The sequence below is a fragment of the Stenotrophomonas rhizophila genome, from assembly GCF_000661955.1.
GTDB classification, from domain to species: domain Bacteria; phylum Pseudomonadota; class Gammaproteobacteria; order Xanthomonadales; family Xanthomonadaceae; genus Stenotrophomonas; species Stenotrophomonas rhizophila.
Genome location: NZ_CP007597.1, coordinates 3869879 through 3895921 on the forward strand (window position 1 = coordinate 3869879; position 26043 = coordinate 3895921).

Annotated in this window: 27 protein-coding genes and 1 pseudogene; 16 read left to right on the plus strand and 12 right to left on the minus strand. The window is 66.5% G+C overall.

Annotated elements, in window-relative coordinates; all coding sequences use genetic code 11:
* Positions 1-92 precede the first annotated feature (92 nt).
* Positions 93-917: a DMT family transporter gene (locus tag DX03_RS16925; RefSeq protein ID WP_038692529.1), complete on the plus strand. Its 825-nt coding sequence runs from the start codon at positions 93-95 to the stop codon at positions 915-917.
* 107 nt (positions 918-1024) lie between these two features.
* Here the strand turns inward: DX03_RS16925 and rimI are convergent, their stop codons facing one another.
* Genes rimI through pssA form a run of 3 tightly spaced genes read right to left on the minus strand, consistent with a single transcriptional unit; the run spans position 1025 to position 2801 of the window.
* The gene (gene rimI, locus DX03_RS16930; RefSeq protein ID WP_038690590.1) at positions 1025-1522 is read right to left on the minus strand and encodes a ribosomal protein S18-alanine N-acetyltransferase; all 498 of its coding nucleotides are present in this window, start codon (positions 1520-1522) and stop codon (positions 1025-1027) included.
* Positions 1519-1965, minus strand: a complete 447-nt coding sequence (locus DX03_RS16935) for a hypothetical protein (RefSeq protein ID WP_081797343.1) — start codon at positions 1963-1965, stop codon at positions 1519-1521. The genes rimI and DX03_RS16935 overlap by 4 nt, the downstream gene beginning before the upstream one ends.
* 56 nt (positions 1966-2021) lie before the next feature.
* Entirely contained in the window at positions 2022-2801 is a 780-nt protein-coding gene (pssA, locus tag DX03_RS16940; RefSeq protein ID WP_038690594.1) for a CDP-diacylglycerol--serine O-phosphatidyltransferase, read from the minus strand.
* A 160-nt stretch (positions 2802-2961) separates the two neighbouring features.
* Here pssA and DX03_RS16945 point away from each other — a divergent pair, with 160 nt between their 5' ends.
* From DX03_RS16945 to DX03_RS16955, 3 genes and pseudogenes are all read left to right on the plus strand, one after another.
* Positions 2962-3342 (plus strand): DUF4124 domain-containing protein, encoded by a 381-nt coding sequence (locus tag DX03_RS16945; RefSeq protein WP_038690596.1) that lies wholly within the window; start codon positions 2962-2964, stop codon positions 3340-3342.
* 101 nt (positions 3343-3443) lie between these two features.
* A complete protein-coding gene (locus DX03_RS16950; RefSeq protein WP_038690598.1) occupies positions 3444-5135 on the plus strand; it encodes a proline--tRNA ligase in 1692 nt (563 codons plus the stop codon).
* Positions 5136-5302: 167 nt separating this feature from the next.
* Positions 5303-5674 (plus strand): annotated as a pseudogene (locus DX03_RS16955) (H-NS histone family protein); the annotation flags it as partial.
* A 308-nt stretch (positions 5675-5982) separates the two neighbouring features.
* Here the strand turns inward: DX03_RS16955 and DX03_RS16960 are convergent.
* Both DX03_RS16960 and DX03_RS16965 read right to left on the minus strand, forming a co-directional pair.
* Complete coding sequence (locus DX03_RS16960; protein WP_038685553.1) at positions 5983-6897, minus strand: IS110 family RNA-guided transposase; 915 nt, start codon at positions 6895-6897, stop codon at positions 5983-5985.
* Positions 6898-7548: 651 nt separating this feature from the next.
* Entirely contained in the window at positions 7549-8808 is a 1260-nt protein-coding gene (locus tag DX03_RS16965; RefSeq protein WP_038690601.1) for a threonine/serine exporter family protein, read from the minus strand.
* Between the two features lie 101 nt (positions 8809-8909).
* Between DX03_RS16965 and DX03_RS16970 the strand changes: the two genes are divergently transcribed.
* The 5 genes from DX03_RS16970 (at position 8910) to DX03_RS16990 (ending at position 13492) form a co-directional block, all read left to right on the plus strand.
* Positions 8910-10022, plus strand: a complete 1113-nt coding sequence (locus DX03_RS16970; RefSeq protein ID WP_038690603.1) for an ABC transporter permease — start codon at positions 8910-8912, stop codon at positions 10020-10022.
* Positions 10023-10026: 4 nt separating this feature from the next.
* Complete coding sequence (locus DX03_RS16975) at positions 10027-10857, plus strand: ABC transporter ATP-binding protein (protein WP_038690605.1); 831 nt, start codon at positions 10027-10029, stop codon at positions 10855-10857.
* A gap of 3 nt (positions 10858-10860) precedes the next feature.
* The gene (locus DX03_RS16980; RefSeq protein WP_038690607.1) at positions 10861-11787 is read left to right on the plus strand and encodes an MlaD family protein; all 927 of its coding nucleotides are present in this window, start codon (positions 10861-10863) and stop codon (positions 11785-11787) included.
* Positions 11784-12443 (plus strand): ABC-type transport auxiliary lipoprotein family protein, encoded by a 660-nt coding sequence (locus DX03_RS16985; protein ID WP_038690608.1) that lies wholly within the window; start codon positions 11784-11786, stop codon positions 12441-12443. Before DX03_RS16980 ends, DX03_RS16985 begins: the two co-directional genes overlap by 4 nt.
* 86 nt (positions 12444-12529) lie before the next feature.
* The gene (locus DX03_RS16990; protein ID WP_038690610.1) at positions 12530-13492 is read left to right on the plus strand and encodes a glycosyltransferase family 2 protein; all 963 of its coding nucleotides are present in this window, start codon (positions 12530-12532) and stop codon (positions 13490-13492) included.
* A gap of 16 nt (positions 13493-13508) precedes the next feature.
* Here the strand turns inward: DX03_RS16990 and DX03_RS16995 are convergent, their stop codons facing one another.
* The 3 genes from DX03_RS16995 to DX03_RS17005 are packed head-to-tail and all read right to left on the minus strand — an operon-like array spanning position 13509 to position 15518.
* Complete coding sequence (locus DX03_RS16995) at positions 13509-14093, minus strand: alpha-ketoglutarate-dependent dioxygenase AlkB family protein (protein ID WP_038692531.1); 585 nt, start codon at positions 14091-14093, stop codon at positions 13509-13511.
* A gap of 56 nt (positions 14094-14149) precedes the next feature.
* The gene (locus DX03_RS17000; protein ID WP_038690612.1) at positions 14150-14782 is read right to left on the minus strand and encodes a CoA transferase subunit B; all 633 of its coding nucleotides are present in this window, start codon (positions 14780-14782) and stop codon (positions 14150-14152) included.
* 1 nt (position 14783) lies between these two features.
* Positions 14784-15518, minus strand: coding sequence for a CoA transferase subunit A (locus tag DX03_RS17005; protein WP_038690614.1), 735 nt, complete (start codon positions 15516-15518; stop codon positions 14784-14786).
* A gap of 159 nt (positions 15519-15677) precedes the next feature.
* On the opposite strand from DX03_RS17005, the gene DX03_RS17010 reads away from it, so the two are divergent.
* Together DX03_RS17010 and DX03_RS17015 are read left to right on the plus strand one after the other, a co-directional pair.
* Complete coding sequence (locus DX03_RS17010; RefSeq protein WP_038690616.1) at positions 15678-17027, plus strand: phosphohexomutase domain-containing protein; 1350 nt, start codon at positions 15678-15680, stop codon at positions 17025-17027.
* Between the two features lie 11 nt (positions 17028-17038).
* Entirely contained in the window at positions 17039-18442 is a 1404-nt protein-coding gene (locus DX03_RS17015; protein ID WP_038690619.1) for a mannose-1-phosphate guanylyltransferase/mannose-6-phosphate isomerase, read from the plus strand.
* A 69-nt stretch (positions 18443-18511) separates the two neighbouring features.
* On the opposite strand, the gene rfbD is transcribed toward DX03_RS17015, so the two are convergent.
* Genes rfbD through rfbB form a run of 4 tightly spaced genes read right to left on the minus strand, consistent with a single transcriptional unit; the run spans position 18512 to position 21928 of the window.
* On the minus strand, positions 18512-19402 hold the full coding sequence (gene rfbD, locus DX03_RS17020; RefSeq protein WP_038690621.1) for a dTDP-4-dehydrorhamnose reductase: 891 nt from the start codon (positions 19400-19402) through the stop codon (positions 18512-18514).
* A complete protein-coding gene (gene rfbC / locus DX03_RS17025; protein WP_038690623.1) occupies positions 19399-19956 on the minus strand; it encodes a dTDP-4-dehydrorhamnose 3,5-epimerase in 558 nt (185 codons plus the stop codon). The genes rfbD and rfbC overlap by 4 nt, the downstream gene beginning before the upstream one ends.
* Positions 19953-20840, minus strand: a complete 888-nt coding sequence (gene rfbA, locus DX03_RS17030; RefSeq protein ID WP_038690625.1) for a glucose-1-phosphate thymidylyltransferase RfbA — start codon at positions 20838-20840, stop codon at positions 19953-19955. Before rfbA ends, rfbC begins: the two co-directional genes overlap by 4 nt.
* A 32-nt stretch (positions 20841-20872) precedes the next feature.
* Entirely contained in the window at positions 20873-21928 is a 1056-nt protein-coding gene (gene rfbB / locus DX03_RS17035; protein ID WP_038690627.1) for a dTDP-glucose 4,6-dehydratase, read from the minus strand.
* A gap of 259 nt (positions 21929-22187) precedes the next feature.
* Here rfbB and DX03_RS17040 point away from each other — a divergent pair, with 259 nt between their 5' ends.
* From DX03_RS17040 to DX03_RS17060, 5 genes are read left to right on the plus strand one after another with little or no spacing between them, the layout of a single operon-like run.
* Positions 22188-22934 carry an electron transfer flavoprotein subunit beta/FixA family protein gene (locus DX03_RS17040; protein WP_038690629.1) on the plus strand — a complete coding sequence of 249 codons (747 nt, stop codon included), beginning with the start codon at positions 22188-22190 and terminating at the stop codon, positions 22932-22934.
* On the plus strand, positions 22934-23872 hold the full coding sequence (locus DX03_RS17045; protein WP_038690631.1) for an electron transfer flavoprotein subunit alpha/FixB family protein: 939 nt from the start codon (positions 22934-22936) through the stop codon (positions 23870-23872). The genes DX03_RS17040 and DX03_RS17045 overlap by 1 nt, the downstream gene beginning before the upstream one ends.
* Before the next feature lie 21 nt (positions 23873-23893).
* Positions 23894-24904 carry a glycosyltransferase family 2 protein gene (locus DX03_RS17050; protein ID WP_244880137.1) on the plus strand — a complete coding sequence of 337 codons (1011 nt, stop codon included), beginning with the start codon at positions 23894-23896 and terminating at the stop codon, positions 24902-24904.
* Complete coding sequence (locus tag DX03_RS17055; protein ID WP_038690633.1) at positions 24888-25655, plus strand: GNAT family N-acetyltransferase; 768 nt, start codon at positions 24888-24890, stop codon at positions 25653-25655. The genes DX03_RS17050 and DX03_RS17055 overlap by 17 nt, the downstream gene beginning before the upstream one ends.
* Positions 25652-26017 (plus strand): EamA family transporter, encoded by a 366-nt coding sequence (locus tag DX03_RS17060; RefSeq protein ID WP_038690635.1) that lies wholly within the window; start codon positions 25652-25654, stop codon positions 26015-26017. The genes DX03_RS17055 and DX03_RS17060 overlap by 4 nt, the downstream gene beginning before the upstream one ends.
* The last annotated feature ends 26 nt before the right edge of the window (positions 26018-26043 follow it).

Sequence of the window (26043 nt, forward strand, 5' to 3'; positions counted from 1 at the left end):
TGCCGGGTGGGACGATGGATGCAGCCACCCATGGGGTGGCTCTACCGGGGCATGATGCGTGTTCGTCCATGGAATGCGTGCCTGCCGACACGATGTCACTCTCCATTTTCTGTACCGTGCTGTTCGCTGCCCTGCTGCATGCCAGCTGGAATGCGATCGTCAAACGCGGCAGCGATACGCTGCTGACCACGATTCTGGTCACCGGGTCGGCCGCGCTGATCGCGGCCCTCCTGCTGCCCTTCGTGCCCGCGCCGCTGCCACGCAGCTGGCCATGGCTGGCCGCCTCCACGGTGTTGCAGGTCCTCTATTACGTTCTGGTCGCGCGCACCTACCGGGTGACCGACATGAGCGCGTCCTACCCGCTGATGCGCGGCTGCGCACCGATCCTGGTGGCGCTGGTGGGCACCATGTTCCTGGGGGAACGCCTGCATGCGGTGGCGTGGTGCGGCATCGCACTGATCTGTGTGGGCATCCTGTGCATGGCACGCGGCGGCGCACGCCAGCACCTGTGGCTGCCGTTGCTCAATGCCGGGGTTATCGCCACCTACACGCTGGTCGATGCATGGGGCGCGCGCCAGTCCGGTGCGGCGCTCAGCTACACGCTGTGGCTGTTTCTGTTGTCCGGGTTGCCGCTGCCGGTGTGGGCGGTGTGCACGCGTGCGTCCCGACTGTGGGCCTACGCGCGGGAAAACGCGGGCTTTGGCGTGGTCGGCGGGATCGGCACGCTGACCTCGTATGGGCTGGCGCTGTGGGCCATGACCATCGCACCGGTGGCGATGATTTCGGCGCTGCGCGAAACCTCGATCCTGTTCGGCATCCTGATCTCCGCATTCGTCCTGCACGAGCGGGTGACGCGGATGCGCTGGATCGCGGCGGGGTTGATCGTTGCGGGCGCGGCGGTGTTGCGGGTGGCGTGAGGGTGCGCCGGGCGTGTGTGGCCCCGGTCTGGCGTTGCGTGCAGCCGACCAACGATCGGCTCTACGACGGTTGGTAGAGCCGACCGTTGGTCGGCTGCCTTGCGCCGTTACAGCGGCGGCATGGTCTGGATGTCGTCGTCCACCAGCTCCATCGCCATCACCAGGGCATCCTCACGCCCCTCGCGGGCCGGGTAGTAGCGCGGGCGGCGGCCAATCTCGTTGAAGCCTTCGCTGTGGTACAGCGCCACCGCCGGCGTGTTGGACGGGCGCACTTCCAGGAACACGCGCTGGGCGCCGTGGTCGCGTGCCAGCTGGACCAGCGCGCGGAACAGAAACCGGCCCAGGCCGCGCGACTGGGTCTGGGGATCCACACACACATTCAATACGTGGGCTTCGTCGGCCGCGATGCTGAGCACGCCGTAGCCGACCAGTACGCCGTCGTCCTCCAGCGCCAGCGCCGGGTAGCCCGCACGCAGGCAGTCCACGAAAATGCCGCGCGTCCACGGGAACGGGTAACCGCGCAGTTCGATCGGCATCAGGGTGTCGATATCGCTTTCGCGCAGCGCGCGCAACGCCAGTGGGCGGGGCGAGCTGACCGCGCTCACGGCCGGCCCCGCTTGCGCAGGGCCCGCAGTTGCGGCCACAGCGCGCGCTTGGCGGCGGCATTGCCGCGCAGGTCGTCCAGGTTCCACCCGGCCATCAACGCCTGCGTCTCCGGCTCGGCGGGATTGCAGCCGGACGCCCGCAGCAGGGCGATCTGCAGGCGGTCGGGCATGCGCACGGCCGGGCGGCGGCCGGGGCTGCGTTCGCGCGTCGCTGCCGGGGTGTCCCCGGCACTGCCGCTGCCCGCGACGGCCGGCGCATCGATGCTGGTCGGCGCACTGCGCCGCGGCGGTGGCGCGGCGTGCACCGGAGTATCCGCTGCCGATGCGGGCGCGGGTGGCGCCACGGCGCGCTCGGCCGGCGCGGCATGGGCGGCCACGCTCAGCGTGATCGGTGCCGGGGCGACCTCGTCGATCTGCCCGTCCACGAACACCGTGTAGCCCATCGCCTGCAGCCACGACTGCTGCGCCGGCGACCACAGCGGCGGCAGGCCGGCCTCGCTCACGCGCGGGGCTCGGCCGTCTTGCGGGCGCGCTGCCACAGCCAGTAGAACGGGCCGGACAGGGCGTACACGATGCCGACGGCAAACAGCACCCGCGGCAGGTCGATGACCATGATGGCAATGGCGATGGGCACCAGCGCCAGCGCCAGGAACGGCACGCGATCGGCGCGCGGACCACGTTCGCCGCTGCCCTTGAAGCTCCAGAAGCGGATCCGGCTGACCATCAGCAACGCCGCCACCAGGGTCACGCCCAACGACACATAGCGCAGCTGATTGCCATCCCAGCCCAGGTTGCCATCGGCGAAGGCCCACACGAAGGACATCATCAGCCCGGCGGCGGCCGGGCTGGCCAGGCCGACGAACCAGCGCTTGTCGACCACGGTGACCTGGGTGTTGAAGCGGGCCAGGCGCAGCGCGGCGCAGGCCGCATACAGGAAGGCCACCGCCCAGCCGACCCGGCCCCAGACCGGGTCATCGAATTTCAGCCACGACAGCGACCAGTGGTACATCACCAGCGCCGGGGCCATGCCGAAGCTGACCAGGTCGGCCAGCGAGTCGTACTGCACGCCGAATTCGCTGCTGGTCCCGGTCAGCCGGGCCACGCGGCCATCCAGGCCGTCCATGACCGCCGCCACGAACACGGCGATGGCCGCATTGACGAAGTCGCCATTGGCCGCGGCGATGATCGCGTAGAAGCCGGCGAACAGGCCTGCGGTGGTGAACAGGTTGGGCAGCAGGTAGATGCTGCGGGAGCGCGGCGGGGGTTTCATCTGATCCATACCGGCCAGTTTAGTGGGTGTGGTGGCCTTTGGGGCAGCCCGGTGCTTCCGGGGCCGGGTGACCGTTGCCGGTACCCACCGGCCCGCCGGTCGCCGGCGGCTTGCCAGCGCCGGGCCGGGGTGCTGCAATCGGCGCCTTGCCCTGATGCCCGGAGTTGCCATGCGTGCCCTGCCCTCGCTGTGCTGCCTGCTGCTGCTCGCCAGCGCCTCGGCCCAGGCCGGTACTGTCTACAAGTGGAAGGACGCCAACGGCGTGACCCAGTATTCGGAGAAGGCCCCGACCGGCCAGAAGTACGAAGCGCGCAAGGTGGAAGGGCGCGACCCGGTCGCCCGCCCGGCCACGGCCGCCGCGGTACCGGCGCAGTCGGCCGACTGCACCACCGCGCGCAGCAACCTGACCCTGCTGGACGGCAAGGGCGCGGTCATGCAGGACACCGATGGCGACGGCAAGGCCGAAACCGCCCTCAGCGACGAGCAGCGCGGCGCGCAGCGCAACCTGGCCGAGGCGGCGATCAAGGCCTACTGCAAGCCCGGCGCCTGAGTAAGCCCGGGGCATGGCTGCCAGGTGTGTGGCGGCCGTGATGGGCAGGGCGGCGGCCGGGCTGGCAGAATATCGGCTTCTGCCGTTCAGCGAAGCCGACGATGCGCCTCTCCCAGTTCCACCTGCACACCACCAAGGAAACCCCCAGTGACGCGGAGCTCACCAGCCACCGCTTGATGCTGCGCGCGGGCATGATCCGCAAGCTGGCCTCGGGGTTGTACACCTGGTCGCCGCTGGGCCTGCGCGTGCTGCGCAAGGTCGAGCGCATCGTGCGCGAGGAAATGGAGCGCGCCGGCGCGGTGGAATTCCAGATTCCGACCATCCAGCCCAAGGAACTGTGGGAAACCACCGGGCGCTGGGAAAAGTTCGGCCCGCAGCTGCTGAAGATCAAGGACCGCAAGGACCAGGTGTTCTGCTACAGCCCCACCGCCGAAGAGGCCGCGGCCGACTTCGCGCGCCAGGAGCTCTCCAGCTACAAGCAGCTGCCGGTCAACTTCTTCCAGATCCAGACCAAGTTCCGCGACGAGATCCGCCCGCGCTTCGGCGTGATGCGTTCGCGCGAGTTCCTGATGAAGGACGCCTACTCCTTCCACCTGCACGATGACTGCCTGGTGCGCGAGTACGAGAACATGAAGGCGGCCTACAGCCGCATCTTCACCCGCCTGGGCCTGGATTTCCGCATGGTGCAGGCCGATTCCGGCGCGATCGGCGGCGACGCCTCGCAGGAATTCCACGTGATCGCCGATTCCGGCGAAGACGCGCTGGTGTTCTCCACCGGCTCGGACTACGCGGCCAACATGGAAGCGGCCGTGGCCGCCGCCCCGGGCGCCCGCGGTGCGGCCAGCGAGGCGATGCGCAAGGTGGAAACGCCGACCCAGAAGACCTGCGAAGCGGTAGCCGAGCTGCTCGGGCTGGGCCTGGAGCGCACTGTGAAGTCGATCGCGCTGATGACCGAAGCCGGGTTCGTGCTGGCGCTGGTCCGTGGCGACCACGAGGTCAACGAGATCAAGCTGGGCAAGGTGGAGGGCCTGCAGGGTCACCGCATGGCCGGCGAAGCGGAGATCGCCGCGCACCTGGGCAGCGAGCCGGGCTTCCTGGGCCCGCTGAACCCTGTCAAGCCGATCCGCATCGTGGCCGACCGCGACGTGGCGGCGATGGCCGACTTCGTGATCGGCGCCAACGAGGCCGGTTTCCATTTTGCCGGGGTGAACTGGGGCCGCGACCTGCCCGAGCCGGACGTGGCCGACATCCGCAATGCGAAGGCCGGCGACCGCGCCAGCGACGGTGGCGAGCTGAAGATCGCGCGCGGTATCGAGGTGGGCCACGTGTTCCAGCTGGGCCGCCAGTATGCGCAGGCGCTGAAGGCCACGGTGCTGGATGAGAACGGCAAGGCGGCGGTAATGGCGATGGGCTGCTACGGCATCGGCATTTCGCGCATCGTGGCGGCGGCAATCGAGCAGAACCACGACGAGGCCGGGATTATCTGGCCGGCGGCGATGGCCCCGTGGCAGGTGGTGGTCTGCGTGATCAACCCGAAGCAGGACGAGGCGGTGGCCACCGCGGCGGGCGAGCTGCTGGCGCAGCTGCAGGCGGCCGGGCTGGACGCGGCGCTGGACGACCGGGGTCTGCGCCCGGGCCAGATGTTTGCCGATATGGAGTTGATCGGTGTGCCGCACCGGGTGGTGGTGTCCGAGCGCGGGCTGGCCGCCGGGACCTACGAGTACCGGTCGCGCAGCGCGAGCGAGGCCGAGAGCCTGGACCGCGAGACGCTGCTGGCCCGCCTGGCGGGTTGACCGAAACAGGGGATCGAAGAAAGCCGGGTGGAATATCCCGGCTTTTCTTTTGCGCCTTCCGATTGAATATCCCGGTTAACTCTGTGCAGCACCCGATGGGATATGTATGCTGTCGCCGACGCCAAGGACTGGCCCACCCCGTCCTTAAATAGATTCCGGAGTAGTTGATGAGCATTGACCTGAGTGGCCTGTCCGCCAAAGAGCTGGGCGCCCTGATCAAGAACGCGAAGAAGCAGCAGACCATCGTGGCCAAGCGCCCGGCGGTAACCAAGGTGCGCGCGCAGCTGACCAAGCTGGCGAAGGCGCACGGATATTCGATCGAAGAGGTGTTCGGCGGCGTGGCCCCGGCCCGCGGCCGTGCAGCGAAGGCCACCAAGGCCCCGGCCAAGAAGGCCGTGCGCAAGCTGGGCAAGGTTGCCCCGAAGTACCGCAACCCGGCCAACCCGAAGGAAACCTGGACCGGCCGCGGCAAGCAGCCGCGCTGGCTGGCGGCGCTGACGACCAAGGGCAAGAAGGTCGAAGAGTTCCTGATCAAGAAGTAATCGATTCTGGTTTCATCAGAAACCGAATCTCAAAACGCCGGCGAAAGCCGGCGTTTTTTATGAGTTTTCTCTCACGCTGATGGACGTTCTGCGTGCAACGCCAGACGCTAAATCAACAGCCGCAAATGCGCGTGCGAGTGCGCGCTTCCGCTGGCTGGGTCGGGTACGGGTGGGTTGGCGGGACACGCCGCAAGTACGTCCGTGTAGCAACTGTGTTGCTGGAGGAGGCTTCGGCCCCTCCAGCAGACGGGCACGGTAGTGCCGGCCGCTGGCCGGCAGCCGTTGGAGATGTGCCCGGGCGCGCTTCAGGCGGGGATCGGTCCGCTTTGAGCGTCGCGCACGCGGGCGTTGAGGATCACCAGCATCTTTCGCATTACCGCCACGATGGCTACTTTGGCCTCCTTGCCGCGGGCCCGTAGCGACCGGTAAAAGTCCCGTATGCGCGGTTCGTGCTGCAGGGCTGACATGCCGGCCATGTAAAGCACCTGACGGATCTCGGCTCGACCGCCGTGGATGCTTCGTTTTCCACGCATCGTCCCGCTGTCGTGGGACATCGGCGCCACGCCCACCAGGCTGGCGATGGCCTTTCCACTGATATGGCCCAGCTCAGGCAGGTAGCTGGCCAGCACCGCCTGTACCACCGGCCCCACGCCCTTCATCGACTTCAGAACCGTGAGCTGGGGCTGTTGAGCGAGCTGCTCGGCAATCTGCTTTCCCAGGCGTTTGACCAGTGTCTTCAGGTGGGTGATGTTGGCCTGCAAAAGCCGGCGCAGTTCACGATCACCCACCATTTCCTGCTGCTGTCGCGCGACGGCCAAGGCCTGGATCATCTGTCGACGTGCCCGCACAAACTCCCGCAGTTTCTGCTGCCAAGCCTCCAACGGCTGATAGGCCGGCAGCTTCACCAGCGTGGCCATCTGTGCCAATGCATAGGCATCCAAGCGGTCGGTCTTGGCCCTCTGGCCCAGCCCCTGAGCAAGCTTCCGCGCCCGCAAGGCATTGGCCCGAACCACCGGATGACCGGCCTTGTGCAGAAAATCCAGCACAGGCTGTTCGTAGCCACCGGTGGCCTCCAGCACGATCTGGTTACTCGGGCGCTGCCTCAGCCAGAGGTCCAATTCAGCGAAACCGGAGGGGTCATTGCTGACCTGCAGGGTTTGGCCGTCGGAGGTTCCAACATCCAGCCGGCGCTTGCTTACATCAATCCCGATCCCGTTCATCGCCCGACTCCGTATAGTCTGGAAGGGTCGAGAGCTCCCCCGCTTGCCCAGTCTTATCGCTTCGAGTGACAGCTCCAGCAACTGTTCGGGCGGATCAAGGGAGATTCCGGCGTGGGCGCCAAGCTACACGGCGATCGTCGAGATCCAGGCTCACACGGCGGCCCACGCCGGCTCTCGACACCTAAACTGCCAGATTCCGATCAGATAAGGCTCGTGAGCGCCTTGCTCGTTTGTGCAGTCCTGCACAAACGGCAAGACCGGGGTTGGGCGTCCTGCCCAACCCGTCCGGCGCATGCGCCGGACCCATGGCGCCCAACGGTCCCGCCAACCCACCCGTACCCGCCCTCTGACAGTGGGTCGGTACCCACCGAAAAAGCGAGAAGCGGCTGGCCGACCGAAGCCAGTTTCCGCTTCTGCCTTTGCCTTTGCCTGGCCAATGGCCACCAGCCAACTGTCGAGGGTCGGGGGGTGTGGGTTCCCGGGACCCTGAGGCGCATGGATGCGCCGACGGAGCCTACACGGACGTACTTGCGGCGTGTCCCGGGAACCCACACCCCCCGGCCCAGCACGATGCAGGAGGTTACAAGGACTTGGACTTGGACTTGATTTGGATTTGGATTTGGACTTGGATTTGGATCTTGATCCAAACGGTCAGAGATTCTTCCGCGCCGGCACCAGCAGATTGCCAAACAGCAGCCCGGCCACCAGCGCCATCACCACATTGAGCACCGTCATCAGCACCGTCTGGCCCGCGCTCATGTCCTGCTGCTGCACCAGCGTCAGCACCCCGCGCAGACTCGTACTGCCCGGCACCAGCATGATGATCCCCGGCAACCGGATGATCGCGCCCGGCCGCTGCACCCACCGACCGAACAGATTGCCCGCCGCCGTCATCACCATCGCCGACATGAAAATACCCGCCGGCAACCCCCATGCCTGCCCGGCGAATTTCGAAATCGCATAACCGGCAACCGAGGCTGCCATCACCCACGGATAATCGCGCCGATTGGCCTTGAACAACATCGCGAACGCGAACGCCGCCACCAACAGCGCGCTCCATTCCACCCAGTCGGCCTGCGGCCGCGAGGCCCGCACCTGCGGGTCCAGCCCGATGATCCCCGACAGCGTCACCGCGATCACCGCGCCCACCGTCAGTTTCAGAATCGTCGTGATCGCACCGGCAAACCGCGCCGTCCCCGAAACCCAGTGCTGACTCGCCAGCTCGTTCACCGCATTGGTCAACGACATCCCGGGCAGCATCACCACCAGCGACGCGATGATCACCGTATTGAGATTCAACGGCCCCAGGAACGACGCCACCAGCGCCGCCACCGTACCGGCCAGCAGCGCCGCCAACGCCTCGCTTGCCTCCCGGCTGGCCGGCCGGCGGTCGGTGTACAGCGTCATCAGCCCGATCAACAACCCGATCATCCCCGCCGTCGCGATATCCAGCCACGGCAGCTTCCACAAACCGGCCACGCCCGCCGCACCCAGGCTGTAGGACAGGATCATCCGGATTTTGCCGCGCCGGCCCGGATCCTTGTCCAACTGCCGCAGCGCCGTGTGACCCTGCGCGATGCTCATCGTACCGTTGGCCACCGCATCGGTGATCTGGTCGGCGATGCTCAGTTTATGCAGGTCGTTCTCGCCCGGCGCCAGCCGGATCACCCGCGTGATGTCCGACGAACCGATCGCCTTGGTCGGGTCGCTGAAACTCAGGATCAGCCCGGTCGGGTTCGACCACGGCTCGCAATCCAGGTCCAGCCGCTGCGCCAGCGCGACCACTGCCGCCTCCAGCCGCTGCGCCGTCGTGCCATAGCTGTGCAGGCGCCCGGCCATTTCCGATACGAATGCCACGCGCTGCGCGTAGGTGGCCTGGGGGGTAACGATGGTGGCGGTATCGGCGGACATGTTTCGTAGTATTACCCGAAGCCTGCCCGGCTGAACATTCATGTTGCCTGCCACACACTTGCCGTCTACACGGACAAGGTATGCTGCGCGGCAGGACGCCCATGACGCACACACACGCCCCCCATCTCGAACAGGATGCGCAGGACCCCGGCCTGGTCCGGTTGTCCGGCCACTGGACCCTGCATACCGCGCTGGCCGCGGCCGAAGTGCTGCGCGGCATTCCCGACACGCTCACCGGCATCGACGCCAGCGGCATCACCGTGCTCGACTCGGCCGGCGTGCTGCAGGTCCTGCGCGTGGCGCGGCGTGCCGACCTGGGCGAAGACGCCCTGGCCTTCCGCGAAGAACACCGCGCGCTGGTGTGCACCATCGAAGAAGTCGCCGACGACCGTCCCCGGCCCAAGCGTGACTTCGGCGTCCTGGCCGCGCTCGAACGCCTGGGCGTCAGCGTGCACGGCATGGGCCACAACATCGTGGCGCTGGCCAGCTTCCTCGGCGAGAACCTGGTCAAAGGCGCGCGCCTGATCAAAGAGCCACGCCGGTTCCGGCTTACCGCCACCGTGGCCCAGATGGAACAGGTCGGGCTGGATGCCGTCCCGCTGGTGGCCCTGCTGTCCTACCTCGTGGGCGCCGTCATCGCCTTCCTCGGCTCGACCATCCTGCGCGACTTCGGCGCGGAGATTTACGTGGTCGAGCTGGTCAGCATCGCCTTCCTGCGCGAATTCGCCGTACTGCTCACCGCCATCGTGCTGGCCGGCCGCACCGCCAGTGCCTTCACCGCGCAGATCGGCGCGATGAAGGCGCGCGAAGAAATCGATGCGATGAAAACCCTCGGCCTGGACCCGATCGACCTGCTGGTGCTGCCGCGACTGGTCGCGCTGCTGATCACCCTGCCGCTGCTGAGCTTCATCGCGATGATGGCCGGCCTCGCCGGTGGCGTCACCGTGGGCGCGTTCGATCTCGGCATTCCGCCGCAGATGTATATCGCGCGCATGTACGAGACCATGGAAGTGCGCAACATGCTGGTGGGCCTGTCCAAGGCGCCGGTGTTCGCGCTGGTGATCGGCCTGATCGGCTGCCTGGAAGGCCTCAAGGTGGAAGGCACCGCGCAGTCGGTCGGTGAGCGCACCACCTCCAGTGTGGTCCAGGCCATTTCGCTGGTGATCATCCTCGACGCGTTCGCCGCGCTGTGGTTCATGAAGATGGGCTGGTAACCGGATGACCCTCGACACCGCCCCTGCCGCCGACCACAGCGCGCCCGCCAGCGCCGATCCCGACCTGGTGATCCGCGTGCGCGGGCTGGTCAACCGCTTCGGTGCGCAACTGGTGCACGACGGCGTCGACCTGGACGTGCGTCGCGGTGAAATCCTGGGCGTGGTGGGCGGCTCGGGTACCGGCAAGTCGGTGCTGATGCGCAGCATCCTCGGCCTGCGCGAGCCCGACGATGGCCAGATCGAGGTACTGGGCGTGGATGCACGCTCCAGCGACCCGGCCAGCCGCCTGCATATTGAACGCAATACCGGCGTGCTGTTCCAGGACGGAGCACTGTTCTCGTCGCTGACCGTGGGCGAGAACGTGCAGGTGCCACTGAAGGAACACCACCGCGAACTGCCCGAACGCTGGCACTACGAACTGGCCCTGCTCAAGGTGAAGCTGGCCGGGCTGCCGGCCGATGCGATCAACAAGCTGCCCTCGCAGTTGTCCGGCGGCATGCGCAAGCGCGCCGGCCTGGCCCGTGCGCTGGCGCTGGATCCGCCACTGCTGTTCCTGGACGAACCCACCGCCGGGCTGGACCCGATCGGCGCGGCCGCCTTCGACCGGCTCATCAAGACCCTGCAGGAAGCGCTGGGCCTGACCGTCTTCCTGATCACACACGATCTGGACACGCTGTATGCCATCTGTGACCGGGTGGCGGTGCTGGCCGACAAGAAGGTCATCGCCAACGCACCGCTGCACGAGATCGAACAGCTGGACCACCCGTGGATCCAGGAGTATTTCCACGGACCACGCGCCCGCGCGGCGCGAAGCGCAAAGAACGAGATCGAGTAAGCCATGGAAACCAAAGCCAATTACGTACTGATCGGCGCCTTCACCCTGGTGGTGGGACTGGCGCTGCTGGCCTTCGGCCTGTGGGCAGCCAAGTACTCCTCCGACCGCACCTGGACCGAGTACCGGGTGGTCTTCCGCGAAGCCGTCACCGGCCTGACGGTGGGCAGCCCGGTGCAGTACAACGGCATCGCGGTCGGCTCGATCACCGAGCTGAACCTGGTGCCGGACGACCCGCGCCAGGTGGTGGCCCGCATCCGCCTGAACTCCAACACGCCGATCAAGACCGACACCCGCGCCAAGCTGGCCATCACCAGCCTGACCGGCCCGTCGATCATCCAGCTCAGCGGTGGCACCCCGCAGGCCGCTGCGCTGACCGCGGTCAACAAGGACCCGGCGCCGATCATTCCGACCACCCCCTCGGCGCTGCAGAACATCACCGACGTGGCCAACCGCATCGTCGAGCGCATGGACCAGGTGCTGAGCGACCGCAACGTGGCCAGCATCAACGCCACCCTGGCCAACCTGGAAACCATCAGCGGCGGCCTGGCCGACCGCGACCAGGGCACCCAGGCGCTGCTGCTCAGCGCGCGCGACGCCGCGCGCAGCCTGGATGTCACCCTCAAGAGCACCAACGGCACCATCCAGCGCCTGGACAAGAACCTGGTGCAGCAGTTGCCGCCGATCCTGGACAAGCTGGAAACCACCCTGAGCAAGCTGGATTCGGCCGCCGGCAATGCCGATTCGATCCTCGGCGAGAACCGTGCGGCGATCAACAGCTTCGCCAACGATGGCCTGGCCCAGCTTGGCCCGACCCTGACCGAGCTGCGCGGGCTGATCCGCGACCTGCGCCGGGTCAGCGACCGCCTCGACAACAACCCGGCACGCTATCTGCTGGGCCGTGACGCGCCCAAGGAGTTCGAACCCAAATGAGCCGCCCGACTCTCACCCGGATCCTGTTGCCGGCGGCGATGCTCGCCCTGCTGGGCGGCTGCTCGCTGCTGGGCAGCAACGAACGCAGCGCAGTCACCATCTATTCCCCGGTCGTGCGCATCCAGGCCGACCCCAGCTGGCCCAAGGTCGACTGGCAGCTGGTGCTGGTCAAGCCCAGCGCCGCACGCGTGGTCGACAGCCCGCGCATCAACGTGCGCCCCTCCCCCTCCGAGCTGGAGGTGTACAAGGGCGTGAGCTGGGCACAGCCGGCCACCGACATGCTGGATGACGCCCTGGTGCGCGGCTTCGAGGATTCCGGCCGCATCCAAGGGGTGGCCCGCGCCACCACCGGCATCCGCGCCGACTACAAGCTGGCCCTGGATGTGCGCCGCTTCGAAGCCGACTACCGCGGCCAGGCCACGCCCACCGCGCTGATCGAAGTGAACGCCAAGCTGATCCACGTGGTGGACCAGCGCGTGGTCGCCGACCGCACGTTCCGCCAGGAGCAGCCGGTGCCCAGTACCGCCACCGCCGATGTCGCCCGCGCGTTCGAGCAGGGCCTGCAGGCCACGACGTCCGAGGTGGTGGGCTGGACGCTGGTGCGCGGCCAGGCCGATTACCAGCAGGCGCAGGTCACGCCGACCCGGGTGCGTTGATGCCCCCGCTGCCAACGGCCAGGCGCTGCAGGGCACGCAGCGCCTGCATGCGATAATCGGCCCCCGCTCCGTCCGCCGAAGTCCTGATGCCGTCCACCGTCTCCATCGCCATGTGCACCTACAATGGCGAGCGCTTCCTGCAGGCGCAGCTGGACAGCCTGCTTGCGCAGACGCGCCGGCCTGACCAGATCGTCATCCGCGATGACGTCTCCACCGATACCAGCATGGACCTGCTGCGCGCGTTCGTGCCACGGGCCGAGGCGCTGGGCATTGCCGTGGACCTGCAGGCCAATCCGCAGAACGTGGGCTACCGCCGCAATTTCGATGGTGCGCTGCGGGCCTGCAACGGCGAGGTGATCTTCCTCTGCGACCAGGACGACGTCTGGCATGCAGGGAAAGTGGCGCGGATCTGCGCCGAGTTCGATGCCCGCCCCCACCTGCTGGCAGTGCACAGCGATGCGCTGCTGATTGATGGGCAGGGCGCGACGCTGCCGAAACGGCTTTTTGATGCACTGGGTATCAACTGGCGAACGCTGCGCCGGATGCATGCCGGTGACGGCTTCCGGTTGATGCTACAGAGAAACCTGATGACCGGCGCAGCAATGGCGCTGCGACGCAACGTGCTGGTAGATGCACTGCCGCTGCCTGAAACCGACTGGGTGCACGACGCCTGGATCGGTACCCTGGCGGCGATGCGTGGACACATCGACAGCCTGCCCGAGCCACTGATCAGCTATCGCCTGCATGACGGCAATCAGCTCGGCCTGGGAGGCAACGACCCTGCACCGCGCCACGCGCGCCGGATGCGGCAGCTGAACACCGAGCGGATTCAATGCATGCAGTTGCTCGAACGCGGCCGCAGCGTGGGTCTCCCGGCCCCCACATTGGCGTGGGTCGAGCGGAAGCAGCAGCATGTGTCCTTCCGCGCCGACCTCCCGGCCGGTCGTCTCCAACGTGTTCCGCGCATCGTTGGCGAACTGCTGTCCGGCAACTACCAGCGGTTCGGGCGCGGCGTGTTGTCGGCAGTGATCGACCTGGTGCGCGCCTGAGCCCTGCGCGCGCCGGTCATGTCCCCGGCTGGATCCAACGAAATGTAAGATTGATGCGCTCGGCCAGCGGCCGGGTGCTTTTCGGCAGTGCGTGCTGGTAATGGCGCTGGGTGGCGCCGCCCATCAGCAGCAGGTCGCCATGGCCGAGCACCACTTCGGCCTTCTTCGCATGGTCGTCGCGACGACGCAGCGCGAAGCGGCGTTCGGCGCCCAGGCTCAGTGAGGCGATCAGCGGTGCCGGACCCAGCTCGGGTTCGTTGTCGCTGTGCCAGCCCATGCCATCGTCACCGTCGCGGTAGCGATTGAGCAGCACGCTGTTGAAGTCCGTCCCGCAGAACGCCGCCAGTCGCTCGCGCAACGGCAGCAGCGCCGGGTCCCACGGTGCGGGGACGAAGTCGGTGCCCGAATAGCGGTAGCGCGCCGCCGGGTCGCCCATCCAGCAACTCAGCCGCGGCGAGTCCACCTGGCGGCCGAACATGCGGATGCGATGCACCTCCCACGGCACCTGCTCGCGCAGCGTGCGCTGCAGGGCATCGGCGTCGGCAGCCGCCAGCCAGTGGCGGTGCCAGCGTACGTCGGCGTCGCGCAGATGCAGGTCCATGCGGTCCTCGTGGGTGGCCGCGGCGCCCGCTTGCACGGGCACCCCGGCACGCCGGGTCAGGCCTGGCTGAAGGCCACGCCGGTCTTTTCCTTCAGCTCGTCGATGCCCACGCCCGGTGCGGCTTCAACCAGCACCAGGCCGGTGTCGGTCACGTCGAACACGGCCAGGTCGGTGATGATGCGGTCGACCACGCCCACGCCGGTCAGCGGCAGCGTGCACTCGGGCAGGATCTTGTGCTCGCCGTTCTTGGCGGTGTGCTCCATCAGCACCACCACGCGCTGCACGCCGGCCACCAGGTCCATCGCCCCGCCCATGCCCTTGACCATCTTGCCCGGCACCATCCAGTTGGCCAGATCGCCGCTGGCGGTCACCTGCATCGCGCCCAGGATGGCCAGGTTGATGTGGCCACCGCGGATCATCGCGAAGCTGTCGTGGCTGCCGAAATAGCTGGCGCCAGCGCGCGCGGTAACGGTCTGCTTGCCGGCATTGATCAGGTCGGCATCGACCTCAGCATCGGTCGGGAACGGGCCGATACCGAGCAGGCCATTCTCCGACTGCAGCCACACATCCACGCCCTCGGGAATGTGGTTGGCCACCAGGGTCGGCAGGCCGATGCCCAGGTTGACGTAGGCGCCATCGGTGAGCTCACGCGCTGCGCGCGCGGCCATTTCATCGCGGGTCCAAGCCATCTCAGTTGCCCTCCGCGCGGACGGTGCGCTGTTCGATACGCTTTTCAGGCGTGGGGTTGTGCACGATGCGGTGTACGTAGATGCCCGGCAGGTGCACCTGGTCGGGGTCGATGCTGCCCAGCGGCACCACTTCCTCGACCTCGACGATGCAGACCTTGCCGGCCATCGCGCAGGCCGGGTTGAAGTTGCGCGCGGTCTTGCGGAACACCAGGTTGCCGGCCTCGTCGGCCTTCCACGCCTTGACCAGGGCCACGTCGGCGCGCAGCGCGGTTTCCAGCACGAAGTGCTTGCCGTCGAATTCGCGGGTTTCCTTGCCTTCGGCCACCACCGTGCCGTAGCCGGTGGCGGTGAAGAAGGCCGGGATGCCGGCACCGCCGGCGCGCAGGCGCTCGGCCAGGGTGCCCTGCGGGTTGAACTCCAGCTCCAGCTCACCGGCCAGGAACTGCCGTTCGAACTCCTTGTTCTCGCCCACGTAGGACGAAATCATTTTCTGGATCTGGCGGGTTTCCAGCAGCTGGCCCAGGCCGAAGCCATCCACGCCGGCATTGTTGGAAATCACGGTCAGGCCCTTGACCGCGCTGTCGCGCAGCGCGGCGATCAGCGCCTCGGGGATGCCGCACAGGCCGAAACCGCCCACCGCCAGCGTCTGGCCATCGGCAACCACGCCCTGCAGCGCCTCGGCGGCGCTGGCGTAGCGCTTGCTGCGCCGGCCGGCCGTATCTGGGGACTTGCTCATCTACGCCCTCACCTCGTTGATGTAAGCAGGCATTGTAGCCAGTACGCCGGGGTTTCCCGGCGCGCCTGAAGCAGCGTTTACCCGCGGCAGGGCATGAAAACGATTCCCATACATGGCTACGGCTAAACTAATCCGCTGACTGTCTCAAGGATTGAATAGATGACCCTTCCCGCATTCAAGGCGTACGACATCCGCGGCCGGGTGCCGGACGAGCTGAACGAAGACCTGGCGCGCCGCATCGGCGTGGCCCTGGCCGATCAGCTTGCCCCCGGTACCGTGGTGGTGGGCCACGACGTGCGCCTGACCAGCGCCGCCCTGCAGGACGCACTCACCGCCGGCCTGCGTGGCGCCGGCCGCGACGTGCTGGACATCGGCCTGTGTGGCACCGAGGAAGTCTATTTCCAGGTGGACCACCTCAACGCCGCCGGCGGGGTCATGGTCACCGCCAGCCACAACCCGATGGATTACAACGGCATGAAGCTGGTCAAGGAGCAGGCCCGCCCGATCAGCTCGGACACCGGCCTGTTCGCGATCTCCGATGCCGTCGAAGCCGATACCGACGCTGCGGCCGCCGCCACCGGTGGCCTGCAGGCGCATCCGGACAAGGGCGCCTACATCGAGCACCTGCTCAGCTACATCGATCGCGCCGCGCTCAAGCCGCTGAAGCTGGTGGTCAACGCGGGCAATGGCGGCGCGGGCACCATCGTCGACCTGCTCGCCCCGCACCTGCCGTTCGAGTTCATCCGTATCTGCCATGAACCCGATGGCAGCTTCCCCAACGGCATCCCCAACCCGCTGCTGCCGGAAAACCGCGAACTGACCGCGCAGGCCGTGCGCGAACATGGTGCGGACTTCGGCATTGCCTGGGACGGCGACTTCGACCGCTGCTTCTTCTTCGACCACACCGGCCGCTTCATCGAGGGCTACTACCTGGTGGGCCTGCTGGCGCAGGCGATCCTGGCCCGCCAGCCCGGCGGCAAGATCGTGCACGACCCGCGCCTGACCTGGAACACGGTGGAAATGGTGGAAGCCGCCGGCGGCCAGCCGGTGCTGTGCAAGAGCGGGCATGCCTTCATCAAGGAAAAGATGCGCAGCGAAAATGCCGTGTATGGCGGTGAAATGAGCGCGCACCACTACTTCCGCGAGTTCGCCTACGCCGACTCGGGCATGATTCCGTGGCTGCTGATCGGCGCACTGGTGTCCGAGTCCGGCCGCTCGCTGGCCGACCTGGTCGAGGCGCGCATGGCCAAGTTCCCGTGCAGCGGCGAGATCAACTTCAAGGTCACCGATGCCAAGGCGGCCGTCGCGCGGGTGATGGACCACTATGCCGCGCAGTCGCCGGCACTGGACCACACCGACGGCATCAGCGCCGACTTCGGTGCCTGGCGCTTCAACCTGCGCAGCTCCAACACCGAACCGCTGCTGCGCCTGAATGTTGAAACCCGTGGCGATGCCGCCCTGCTGCAGCAGCGCACCGATGAGATTTCCCAGCTGCTCACGGCATCCTGAGGCCTGCCCCGATGAACGATCTTCTTCCCGTCATCCTGTCCGGTGGTTCCGGCACCCGGCTGTGGCCACTGTCGCGCGAAGCCTACCCCAAGCAGTTCCTTGCCCTGGCGGGCGAGCAGACCATGCTGCAGGCCACCTGGCAGCGCGTTGCGCCCATCGCCGGCCGTGCGCCGCTGGTGGTGGCCAACGAGGAACATCGTTTCGTCGCCGCCGAACAACTGCAGCAGCTGGGTGTGCAACCCCAGGCGATCCTGCTCGAACCGGTGGGTCGCAACACCGCGCCTGCCATTGCCGTGGCCGCACTGGAAGCCACGCGTGACGGCGATGATGCCGTACTGCTGGTGCTTCCTTCCGATCATGTGATCGCCGACGAGGAGGCCTTCCGCGCGGCGGTGTTGCGTGCCATGCCGGCAGCCCGGTCGGGCAAGCTGGTCACCTTCGGCATCGTGCCGACCGGCCCGGAAACCGGCTATGGCTACATCAAGGCCGGTGCCGCAGGCGACGTGCGCCCGGTGGATCGCTTCGTCGAAAAGCCCGATGCCGATACCGCCCAGCAGTATGTGCAGTCGGGCGAGTACTTCTGGAACAGCGGCATGTTCCTGTTCAAGGCCTCGCGCTACCTGGCCGAGCTGGAACGGTTCAACCCGGCCATGCTGGCCGCCAGCCGCACGGCCTGGCAGCAGGCGCGCCGCGATGCGGACTTCACCCGCCTGGACAAGGACGCGTTCACGGCGGTGCCATCGGACTCGATCGACTATGCGGTGATGGAAAAGACCGCCGATGCGGTGGTGGTGGCGCTGGATGCCGGCTGGAACGATGTCGGCTCGTGGACGGCGCTGCGCGACGTATCGGCGCAGGATGCCGATGGCAACGCCCACCACGGCGATGTCATCGCGATCGATTGCCACAATACCTATGCCTACGGCGAGCGTTTGATCGCGCTGGTCGGGCTGGATGATGTGATCGTGGTGGAGACCGATGATGCGGTGATGGTCGGGCGCAGCGACCGCATGCAGGAGATCAAGCAGGTGGTGTCCCGGCTCAAGGCTGCCGGTCGTCCCGAGGCGACCTGGCATCGCAAGGTGTACCGCCCGTGGGGCGCCTATGATTCGATCGACCACGGTGAGCGTTTCCAGGTCAAGCGCATCACCGTCAAGCCCGGTGCAACGCTCAGCCTGCAGATGCACCACCACCGTGCCGAGCACTGGATCGTGGTCAGCGGCACGGCCGAAGTCACCCGCGGTGATGACGTGCTGCTGCTGACCGAAAACCAGAGTACCTATATTCCGCTGGGTGTCACCCACCGGCTGAAGAACCCGGGCAAGCTGCCGCTGGAACTGATTGAAGTGCAGTCGGGCAGTTACCTGGGCGAGGACGACATCGTGCGCTTCGAAGACACCTACGGCCGCGCCTGACCGGCACGCCGCAGGCAAGAAAAAACCCGGCCAAGGCCGGGTTTTTTTTGGATCGCGCGATGCCCGCCGTTACAGCTCGGCGATGACGCGCTTCAAACCGTCCTGCCAGCTGGGCAGCGCGATGCCGAAGTCCGCCTCCAGCTTGGACACGTCCAGGCCCGAATAGGCCGGGCGCTTGGCCGGGGTCGGGTACTCGGCAGTGGTGATCGCCTCGACCTTCGGCGCGCGCGCCAGTTTCCCGGCCGCAACGGCCTCGGCGAAGATCGCCTCGGCAAACCCGTGCCAGCTGGTTTCCCCGTTGGCGGTCAGGTGCCACGTACCGGAGAGGCCGCCGGAATGCTGCAGTGCCTGGGCGGTGACATCGGCGATCAGCGCCGCCGGGGTCGGCGTGCCGACCTGGTCGGCCACCACGCGCAGCACATCACGCTCGGCACCCACACGCAGCATGGTGCGCAGGAAGTTGGCGCTGTGCGAGGCGTACACCCATGCCGTGCGGAAGATCAGGTGACGTCCACCGGCGGCGCGGATCGCCTGCTCGCCGTCCAGCTTGCTGCCGCCGTAGGCACCCAGCGGTGCGGTGACGTCCTCTTCGCGGTACGGGCGGGTGCCCTGGCCGTCGAAGACGTAGTCGGTGGAGTAATGCACCATCGGCACGCCCGCCGCCGCACACCAGCGCGCGATCACGCCCGGGGCTTCAGCATTGGCCCGCCAGGCCGCGTCGCGCTCGTCCTCGGCGCGGTCCACCGCGGTGTAGGCCGCGGCGTTGACCACCACGTCGGGGCGAACCCGGTCGAGCAGCGCGGTCAACGACGCGGGCGCGTTGAAGTCGGCCACTTCGCAGGCGCTGCCGTCGGGCAGCGAGCCACTGCGGGTGGTCGCCACCACCTCGCCCAGCGGCGCCAGCGCGCGCCGCAGTTCCTGGCCCAGCTGGCCATTGCCACCGAACAGCAGCACGGTCACGGCTGGAACACCGGCAGGCGGTCTTCGGCGATGTCCTTCAGGAACGGGGCCGTTTCGTCCTTGGCCGACAGGGTCGGGCCACTGATCGGCCAGTCCACCGCAACGTCGGCATCGTTCCAGCGTACGCCGGCGTCGAAGTCCTTCAGGTACACCTCGGTGCACAGGTAGCTGAAGACCGCACGCTCGCTGAGCACGGCAAAACCATGGGCGAAGCCTTCCGGAATCCAGAACTGCTTCTTGTTCTCCGCGCTCAGGACCACCGCTTCCCACTGGCCGAACGTCGGCGAGCCACGGCGGATGTCCACGGCCACGTCATAGACTTCGCCTTCGAGCACGCTGACCAGCTTGCCCTGCGGCCGCGGCCATTGGTAATGCAAGCCACGCAGCACGCCCTTGGCCGAGGTGGAGACGTTGCTCTGCACGAACTTCGTGGGCAGGCCGTGCTGACCGAAACGCTCGGCGTTCCAGGTCTCGAAGAAGAAGCCGCGCTCGTCGCCGAACACCGCCGGTTCGATCACCACGCAACCGGGCAGCTTGGTTTCAATGATTTTCACGGAACAACTCCTCGTACCGCCAGCGTGTGCAGGTATTGGCCGTAGCCGTTCTTGATCAGTGGCGCAGCCAGTGCTTCCAGCTGCTCGGCGCTGATCCAGCCCTGGCCGAACGCGATTTCTTCCGGGCAGCACACCTGCAGGCCCTGGCGGGTCTGGATGGTCTCGATGAAGTTGGACGCCTCCAGCAGCGACTGGTGGGTGCCGGTATCCAGCCACGCATACCCGCGGCCCAGCGCTTCCAAGTGCAGGTTGCCCTCGCGCAGGTAACGCTGGTTGAGGTCGGTGATTTCCAGTTCGCCACGCGGCGAGGGCTTCAGTTCGGCCGCGTGGTGGCTGGCATTGCCGTCGTAGAAGTACAGCCCGGTCACGGCGTAGTTCGAGCGCGGCTTCTCGGGCTTTTCAACCAGGTCGATGACCTTGCCGGCCTTGTCGAACTCGGCCACGCCGTAGCGTTCCGGATCGTTGACCCAGTAGCCGAACACGGTGGCGCCGGTATCGCGCTGGTCGGCATTGCGCAGCACTTCGCGCAGGCCATGGCCGTGGAAGATGTTGTCGCCCAGCACCAGGCAGCTCGGCTTGCCGTCGACGAAGTCGCGGCCGATCAGGTAGGCCTGCGCCAGCCCGTCCGGGCTCGGCTGCACGGCGTACTCGATGTTCATGCCCCACTGCGAACCATCGCCCAGCAGCGCCTGGAACAGCGCCTGCTCGTGCGGGGTGTTGATGATCAGTACATCGCGGATGCCCGCCAGCATCAGCACGCTGAGCGGGTAGTAGATCATCGGCTTGTCGTAGACCGGCAGCAGCTGCTTGCTGACGCCTTTGGTGATCGGGTACAGGCGCGTGCCCGAGCCGCCCGCCAGGATGATGCCCTTGCGTTGAGTCATGCGGTGGTCCTCTGTCTGTGGATGGCCGCCACTCAGGCGGCGGTGCCGATGCGCTGCAGGCGGTAGCTGCCGTCAAGCACGCCGTTCACCCATTCCTGGTTGTCCAGGTACCAGTCGACAGTGAAGCCGATGCCCTGGTCGAAGGTGTACTTCGGCTCCCAGCCCAGCTGGTCCTTCAACTTGCTGGCGTCGATCGCATAGCGGCGATCATGGCCCGGACGGTCGGCGACATAGGTGATCTGGCTGCTGCGCGGCTGGCCGTCCTCGCGCGGGCGGCGGGCATCGAGCAGCGCGCAGATCGCATGCACCACTTCGATGTTTTCCTTCTCCGAGTTGCCGCCGACGTTGTAGGTCTCGCCGACCTGGCCCTTGGCCAGCACGGTGCGGATCGCCTCGCAGTGGTCGGACACGAACAGCCAGTCGCGCACCTGCTTGCCATCGCCGTACACCGGCAGCGGCTCGCCGGCCAGCGCCTTGGCGATCACCAGCGGGATCAGCTTCTCGGGGAAGTGGTACGGACCGTAGTTGTTGGAGCAGTTGGTGGTCAGCACCGGCAACCCGTAGGTGTGGTGGAACGCGCGCACCAGGTGGTCCGAGGCCGCCTTGGACGCCGAGTACGGCGAGTTGGGCGCGAACGGAGTGGTTTCGCTGAACTTGCCGGTTTCGCCCAGCGTGCCGTACACCTCGTCGGTGGACACGTGCAGGAAGCGGAACGCGCCGCCCTTGTCGGCCGGCAGCGCCTTCCAGTAGTCGCGCACCGATTCCAGCAGGGCCAGGGTGCCGACCACGTTGGTCTGGATGAACGCGCCGGGGCCGTCGATGGAACGGTCGACATGGCTTTCGGCGGCGAAGTTCACCACCGCATCGGGCTGGTGTTCGGCCAGCAGGCGGGCCACCAGCGAATGGTCACCGATGTCGCCGTGCACGAACACGTGGTCCGGGTTGCCCTCCAGCGGGGCCAGGGTTTTCAGGTTACCCGCGTAGGTCAGCGCATCCAGGTTGATTACCCGCACGCCCTTGGCGACCGCTTCGAGGACAAAGTTACCGCCAATGAATCCGGCTCCGCCGGTGACAAGCCATGTGGGCACTACCTGTTCTCCTGTTATGTGTGCATGGGAGGCGCCAGCTGGCGTCCAATTCAGCGCCACAGGATACAGTGCAGCCGTCTTCACGACTGCCTGCAGCACGTGAACAGCGCTGACTGCGTCACGTTTCGTGCGGCATTGCAGCATCACCATACGCATTCGCATGGTTGCCTCCGGCCAGTTAGAATCCGGGTCCCACCCCCGAACCGGTTGCTGTCTCCAGGGCCGGACGTTCCCCCGTTATTCAAGGATTCCGCACCAGATGAAAATCCTCGTCGCGTACAAGCGCGTGGTGGACTACAACGTCCGCATTCAGGTCAAGCCGGACGGTTCCGGCGTGGTCACCGACGGCGTCAAGCTGTCGCCCAACCCCTTTGACGAAATCGCGCTGGAAGAAGCCCTGCGCCTGCGTGACAAGGGCATCGCCACCGAAGTCGTGGTCGCCACCATCGCCCCCGCCGACGCCCAGGCCCACCTGCGCAACGGCCTGGCCATGGGCGCCAACCGCGCCATCCACGTGGTCACCGACCAGGCCATCCAGCCGCTCACCGCCGCGCGCACCCTGCTCAAGCTGGTCGAGAAGGAACAGCCGGACCTGGTGATCCTGGGCAAGCAGGCCATCGATGACGATGCCAACCAGACCGGGCAGATGCTGGCCACGCTGTGGGGCCGCCCGCAGGCGACCTTCGCCAGCAAGCTGGACATTGCCGACGGCAAGGCCACGGTCACCCGTGAAGTCGACGCCGGCCTGGAAACCCTGGAAGTGGATCTGCCGGCCGTGGTCACCACCGACCTGCGCCTGAACGAGCCGCGCTTCATCAAGCTGCCCGACATCATGAAGGCCAAGGCCAAGCCGATGGAGACCCTGCAGCTGGCCGACCTCGGCGTGGACGCCGCCGATACCTTCAAGACCACCCAGTACGCCGCGCCGGTCAAGCGCAGCAAGGGCGTGATGGTCAAGGACGCGGCCGAACTGGTCGCCGCACTCAAGCAGAAGGGGTTGCTGTAATGACCAAGATCCTCGTTGTTGCCGAACACCATGACGGCAAGCTCAACGCCGCCACCGCCAAGACCGTCAGCGCGGCCGCCGCGATCAGCGGCGCCAGCATCGACGTGCTGGTGCTGGCCGCCGACCCGGCCGCCGTGGCCGCCGAGGCCGCGCAACTGGCGGGCGTGGCCAAGGTGCTGACCGTGGCCAACCCGGCCAACGCGCAGGCGCTGGCCCAGGTACTGGCGCCGCAGATCGCCGCGCTGGCCACCGGCTACACCCACGTGTTCGGCCCGTCGACCACCTTCGGCAAGGACCTGATGCCGTGCGTGGCCGCCCTGCTGGGCGTCAACCAGGTGTCCGACCTGATGACCGTCGAAGGCAGCCACAGCTTCAAGCGCCCGATCTACGCCGGCAACGCGATCATCACCGTGGAGGTCCCGGCCGACCAGATCGTCGTGGCCACCGTGCGTGCCGCGTCCTGGCCGGAAGCGGCCAAGGGTGGCAGCGCTGCGGTTGAAGCGGCCAGCGTGGAGGCGACCCTGCCGTCGCACACTCGCTTCATCGGCCTGGCCGCCGGTGCCACCGACCGTCCGGACCTGCAGAGCGCCAAGCGCGTGGTCTCCGGCGGCCGTGGCGTGGGTTCGGAAGAGAACTTCAAGGTGATCTTCCAGCTGGCCGACAAGCTCGGCGCCGCCGTGGGTGCCTCGCGTGCCGCCGTGGACGCCGGCTACGTGCCCAGCGACCTGCAGGTGGGCCAGACCGGCAAGATCATCTCCCCGGAGCTGTACGTGGCCGTCGGCATCAGCGGCGCCATCCAGCACCTGACCGGGATCAAGGATGCCGGCACGATCGTGGCCATCAACAAGGACCCGGATTCCCCGATCTTCGAAATTGCCGACATCGGCCTGGTGGGCGACCTGTTCACCCTGCTGCCGGAACTGGAAGCGGCGCTTTGATTCCGGACTGTGGCTACTATCATGCGTGAATCCGCCATGGGCGATCAGGTGAGCAAGCCAACCCATCTTAACGTTGCCCCCTGTCCCGACGTATCGGTCGTCGTGCCGGTCTATGGGTGCGCGGGATGCCTTGAGCAGCTTTCCGAACGGGTCGCCAGTGTCCTGTCGGGGATAGGGCTCACGCATGAACTTCTCTTGGTAGATGACCACAGTCCTGATCAAGCGTGGGAACGGATCCGTGAACTCGGGAAGATGTCTTCCCGAGTTCGCGGCCTGCAGCTTTCACGCAACTTCGGACAACACGCCGCAATCAGCGCTGGCCTCCATCACGCCCGAGGTCAGCGCATTATTGTGATGGACTGCGATCTTCAGGACGTTCCCGAAGAGATTCCCGCCCTCCTTGAAGGTTTGGAGGCCGGCTACGAAATTGTTCTGGGCCAGCGGGTTGAACGGCAGGACACCTGGTTCAAGCGCAGCGGCTCCAACGCCTTCTATCGCACGCTCGGGTGGTTGACCGACACTGAGTACGATCCGTCCACGGCAAATTTCGGCGCCTACAGCCGCAAGGTCGTTGACGCCATGAATGCCATGCCCGAGGTGGATCGGTTCCTCCCGTTGATGGCCCGTTGGACGGGCTATCGCACACTCCGCGTGCCGGTGTCCCACGGTCGGCGCACGGAAGGCAAGAGCGGCTATACACTGCGCAAGCTGCTGCAGATGGCCACACGTATCGCGCTGTCGTTCTCCGACAAACCATTGCGTCTGGTGATGACGATGGCATTCGCCCTGGCCGCGGTTGGGGCGGGCATCGCTCTTCTGGCGGTCTATCGCTACTGGGCAGGCGACATCCGGGTAGCGGGCTTCACCAGCATTCTCGCGTCCATCTGGTTGGTTGGCAGCTTCATTATGGGCAGCCTGGGCGTGGTGGGCCTCTATATTGGCCGCATCCACAGCGAAACAAAGCGTCGTCCCCAGTTCATCATCTGGCACGATACGTGGCAGGAGTCCAGCACGAATGACCGGGATGATTGATTTTTCTCCATTCGACAGCGCGCGATTCGGCATTCGAGTCGAACGGGGCAGTTTCAACACCGAATCACCGCTGGCCGAGCTGCTTGCAAGCATCTCGTCGTCATCAGCCGACCTGCTGATCCTCCGCGTGCCGGCCGGCCGAACCGACATTGCCCTGGCCCTGCAGCAGACCGGAGAGATTGTCATTCCCGCCGATACGCTGGTCTACTACGGGATCGACCTCACTCCCGAGTCCGGGACATGGGCGCCGTCGGTACGACGTGCGACCGCTGCGGATCGCCCTGCCATCATCGATATCGCTGCGGCAGGTTTCCAAGGCTACCGATCGCACTATGCGGCCAACCCGTTGATCCCGGCCAATCTGGTCCTTGAAGGCTATGTAGAGTGGGCCCAGAGCCGACTTGGGCAGCAGGAAGAAAACCAGTCCACCTGGGTCGTGTCCGATGGCGATGTGATTGCCGGTTTTGCAACGTGCGACAGCGAGGGTGGCGTGGCCGAGATCGTGCTGAATTCGGTACATCCACGTTTTGAACGCCGCGGCCACTATGGGCGCCTTCTACACCATGTCATGCGCCACCACGCGCACCAAGGCGAGCAGCGCCTCATCATCTCCACACAGATCTGGAATTACACCGTGCAACGGCAGTGGGCCCGCGCCGGCCTGCGGATCGAACGTGCGTTTGATACCTACCACGTAGATCGCCGCCTGCAGCCCCGCACGATCCATTCCCTCTCCGAGACCGAAAAGTGAGCTACCTTTTCATTGCCTTCACAATCGTTCTCACCGTGTACGGCCAGTTGATCCTGAAATGGCAGGTTGGCGTTCACGGCCACCTGCTGTCGGCACCGCTGCAGCCATTGAACCTGGTGCAGCTGCTCCTCAAGCCGTGGGTCATTTCTGCATTTGCTGCCGCTTTCGGCGCATCGTTGTGCTGGATGGCGGCCATCAGCAAGATGCCGATCAGCCGTGCGTACCCTTACATGGCGATCAACTTCTTTCTGGTTGCGCTGTTTGCCAGCGTGATATTCCGGGAGCAGCTGGATGGATACAAGATTGCCGGAACGCTGATCATCATGCTGGGTGTGGTCGTGCTGTCACGATCGGTCGCCTGACACCCTCACAACGTCCACCCTGCGAG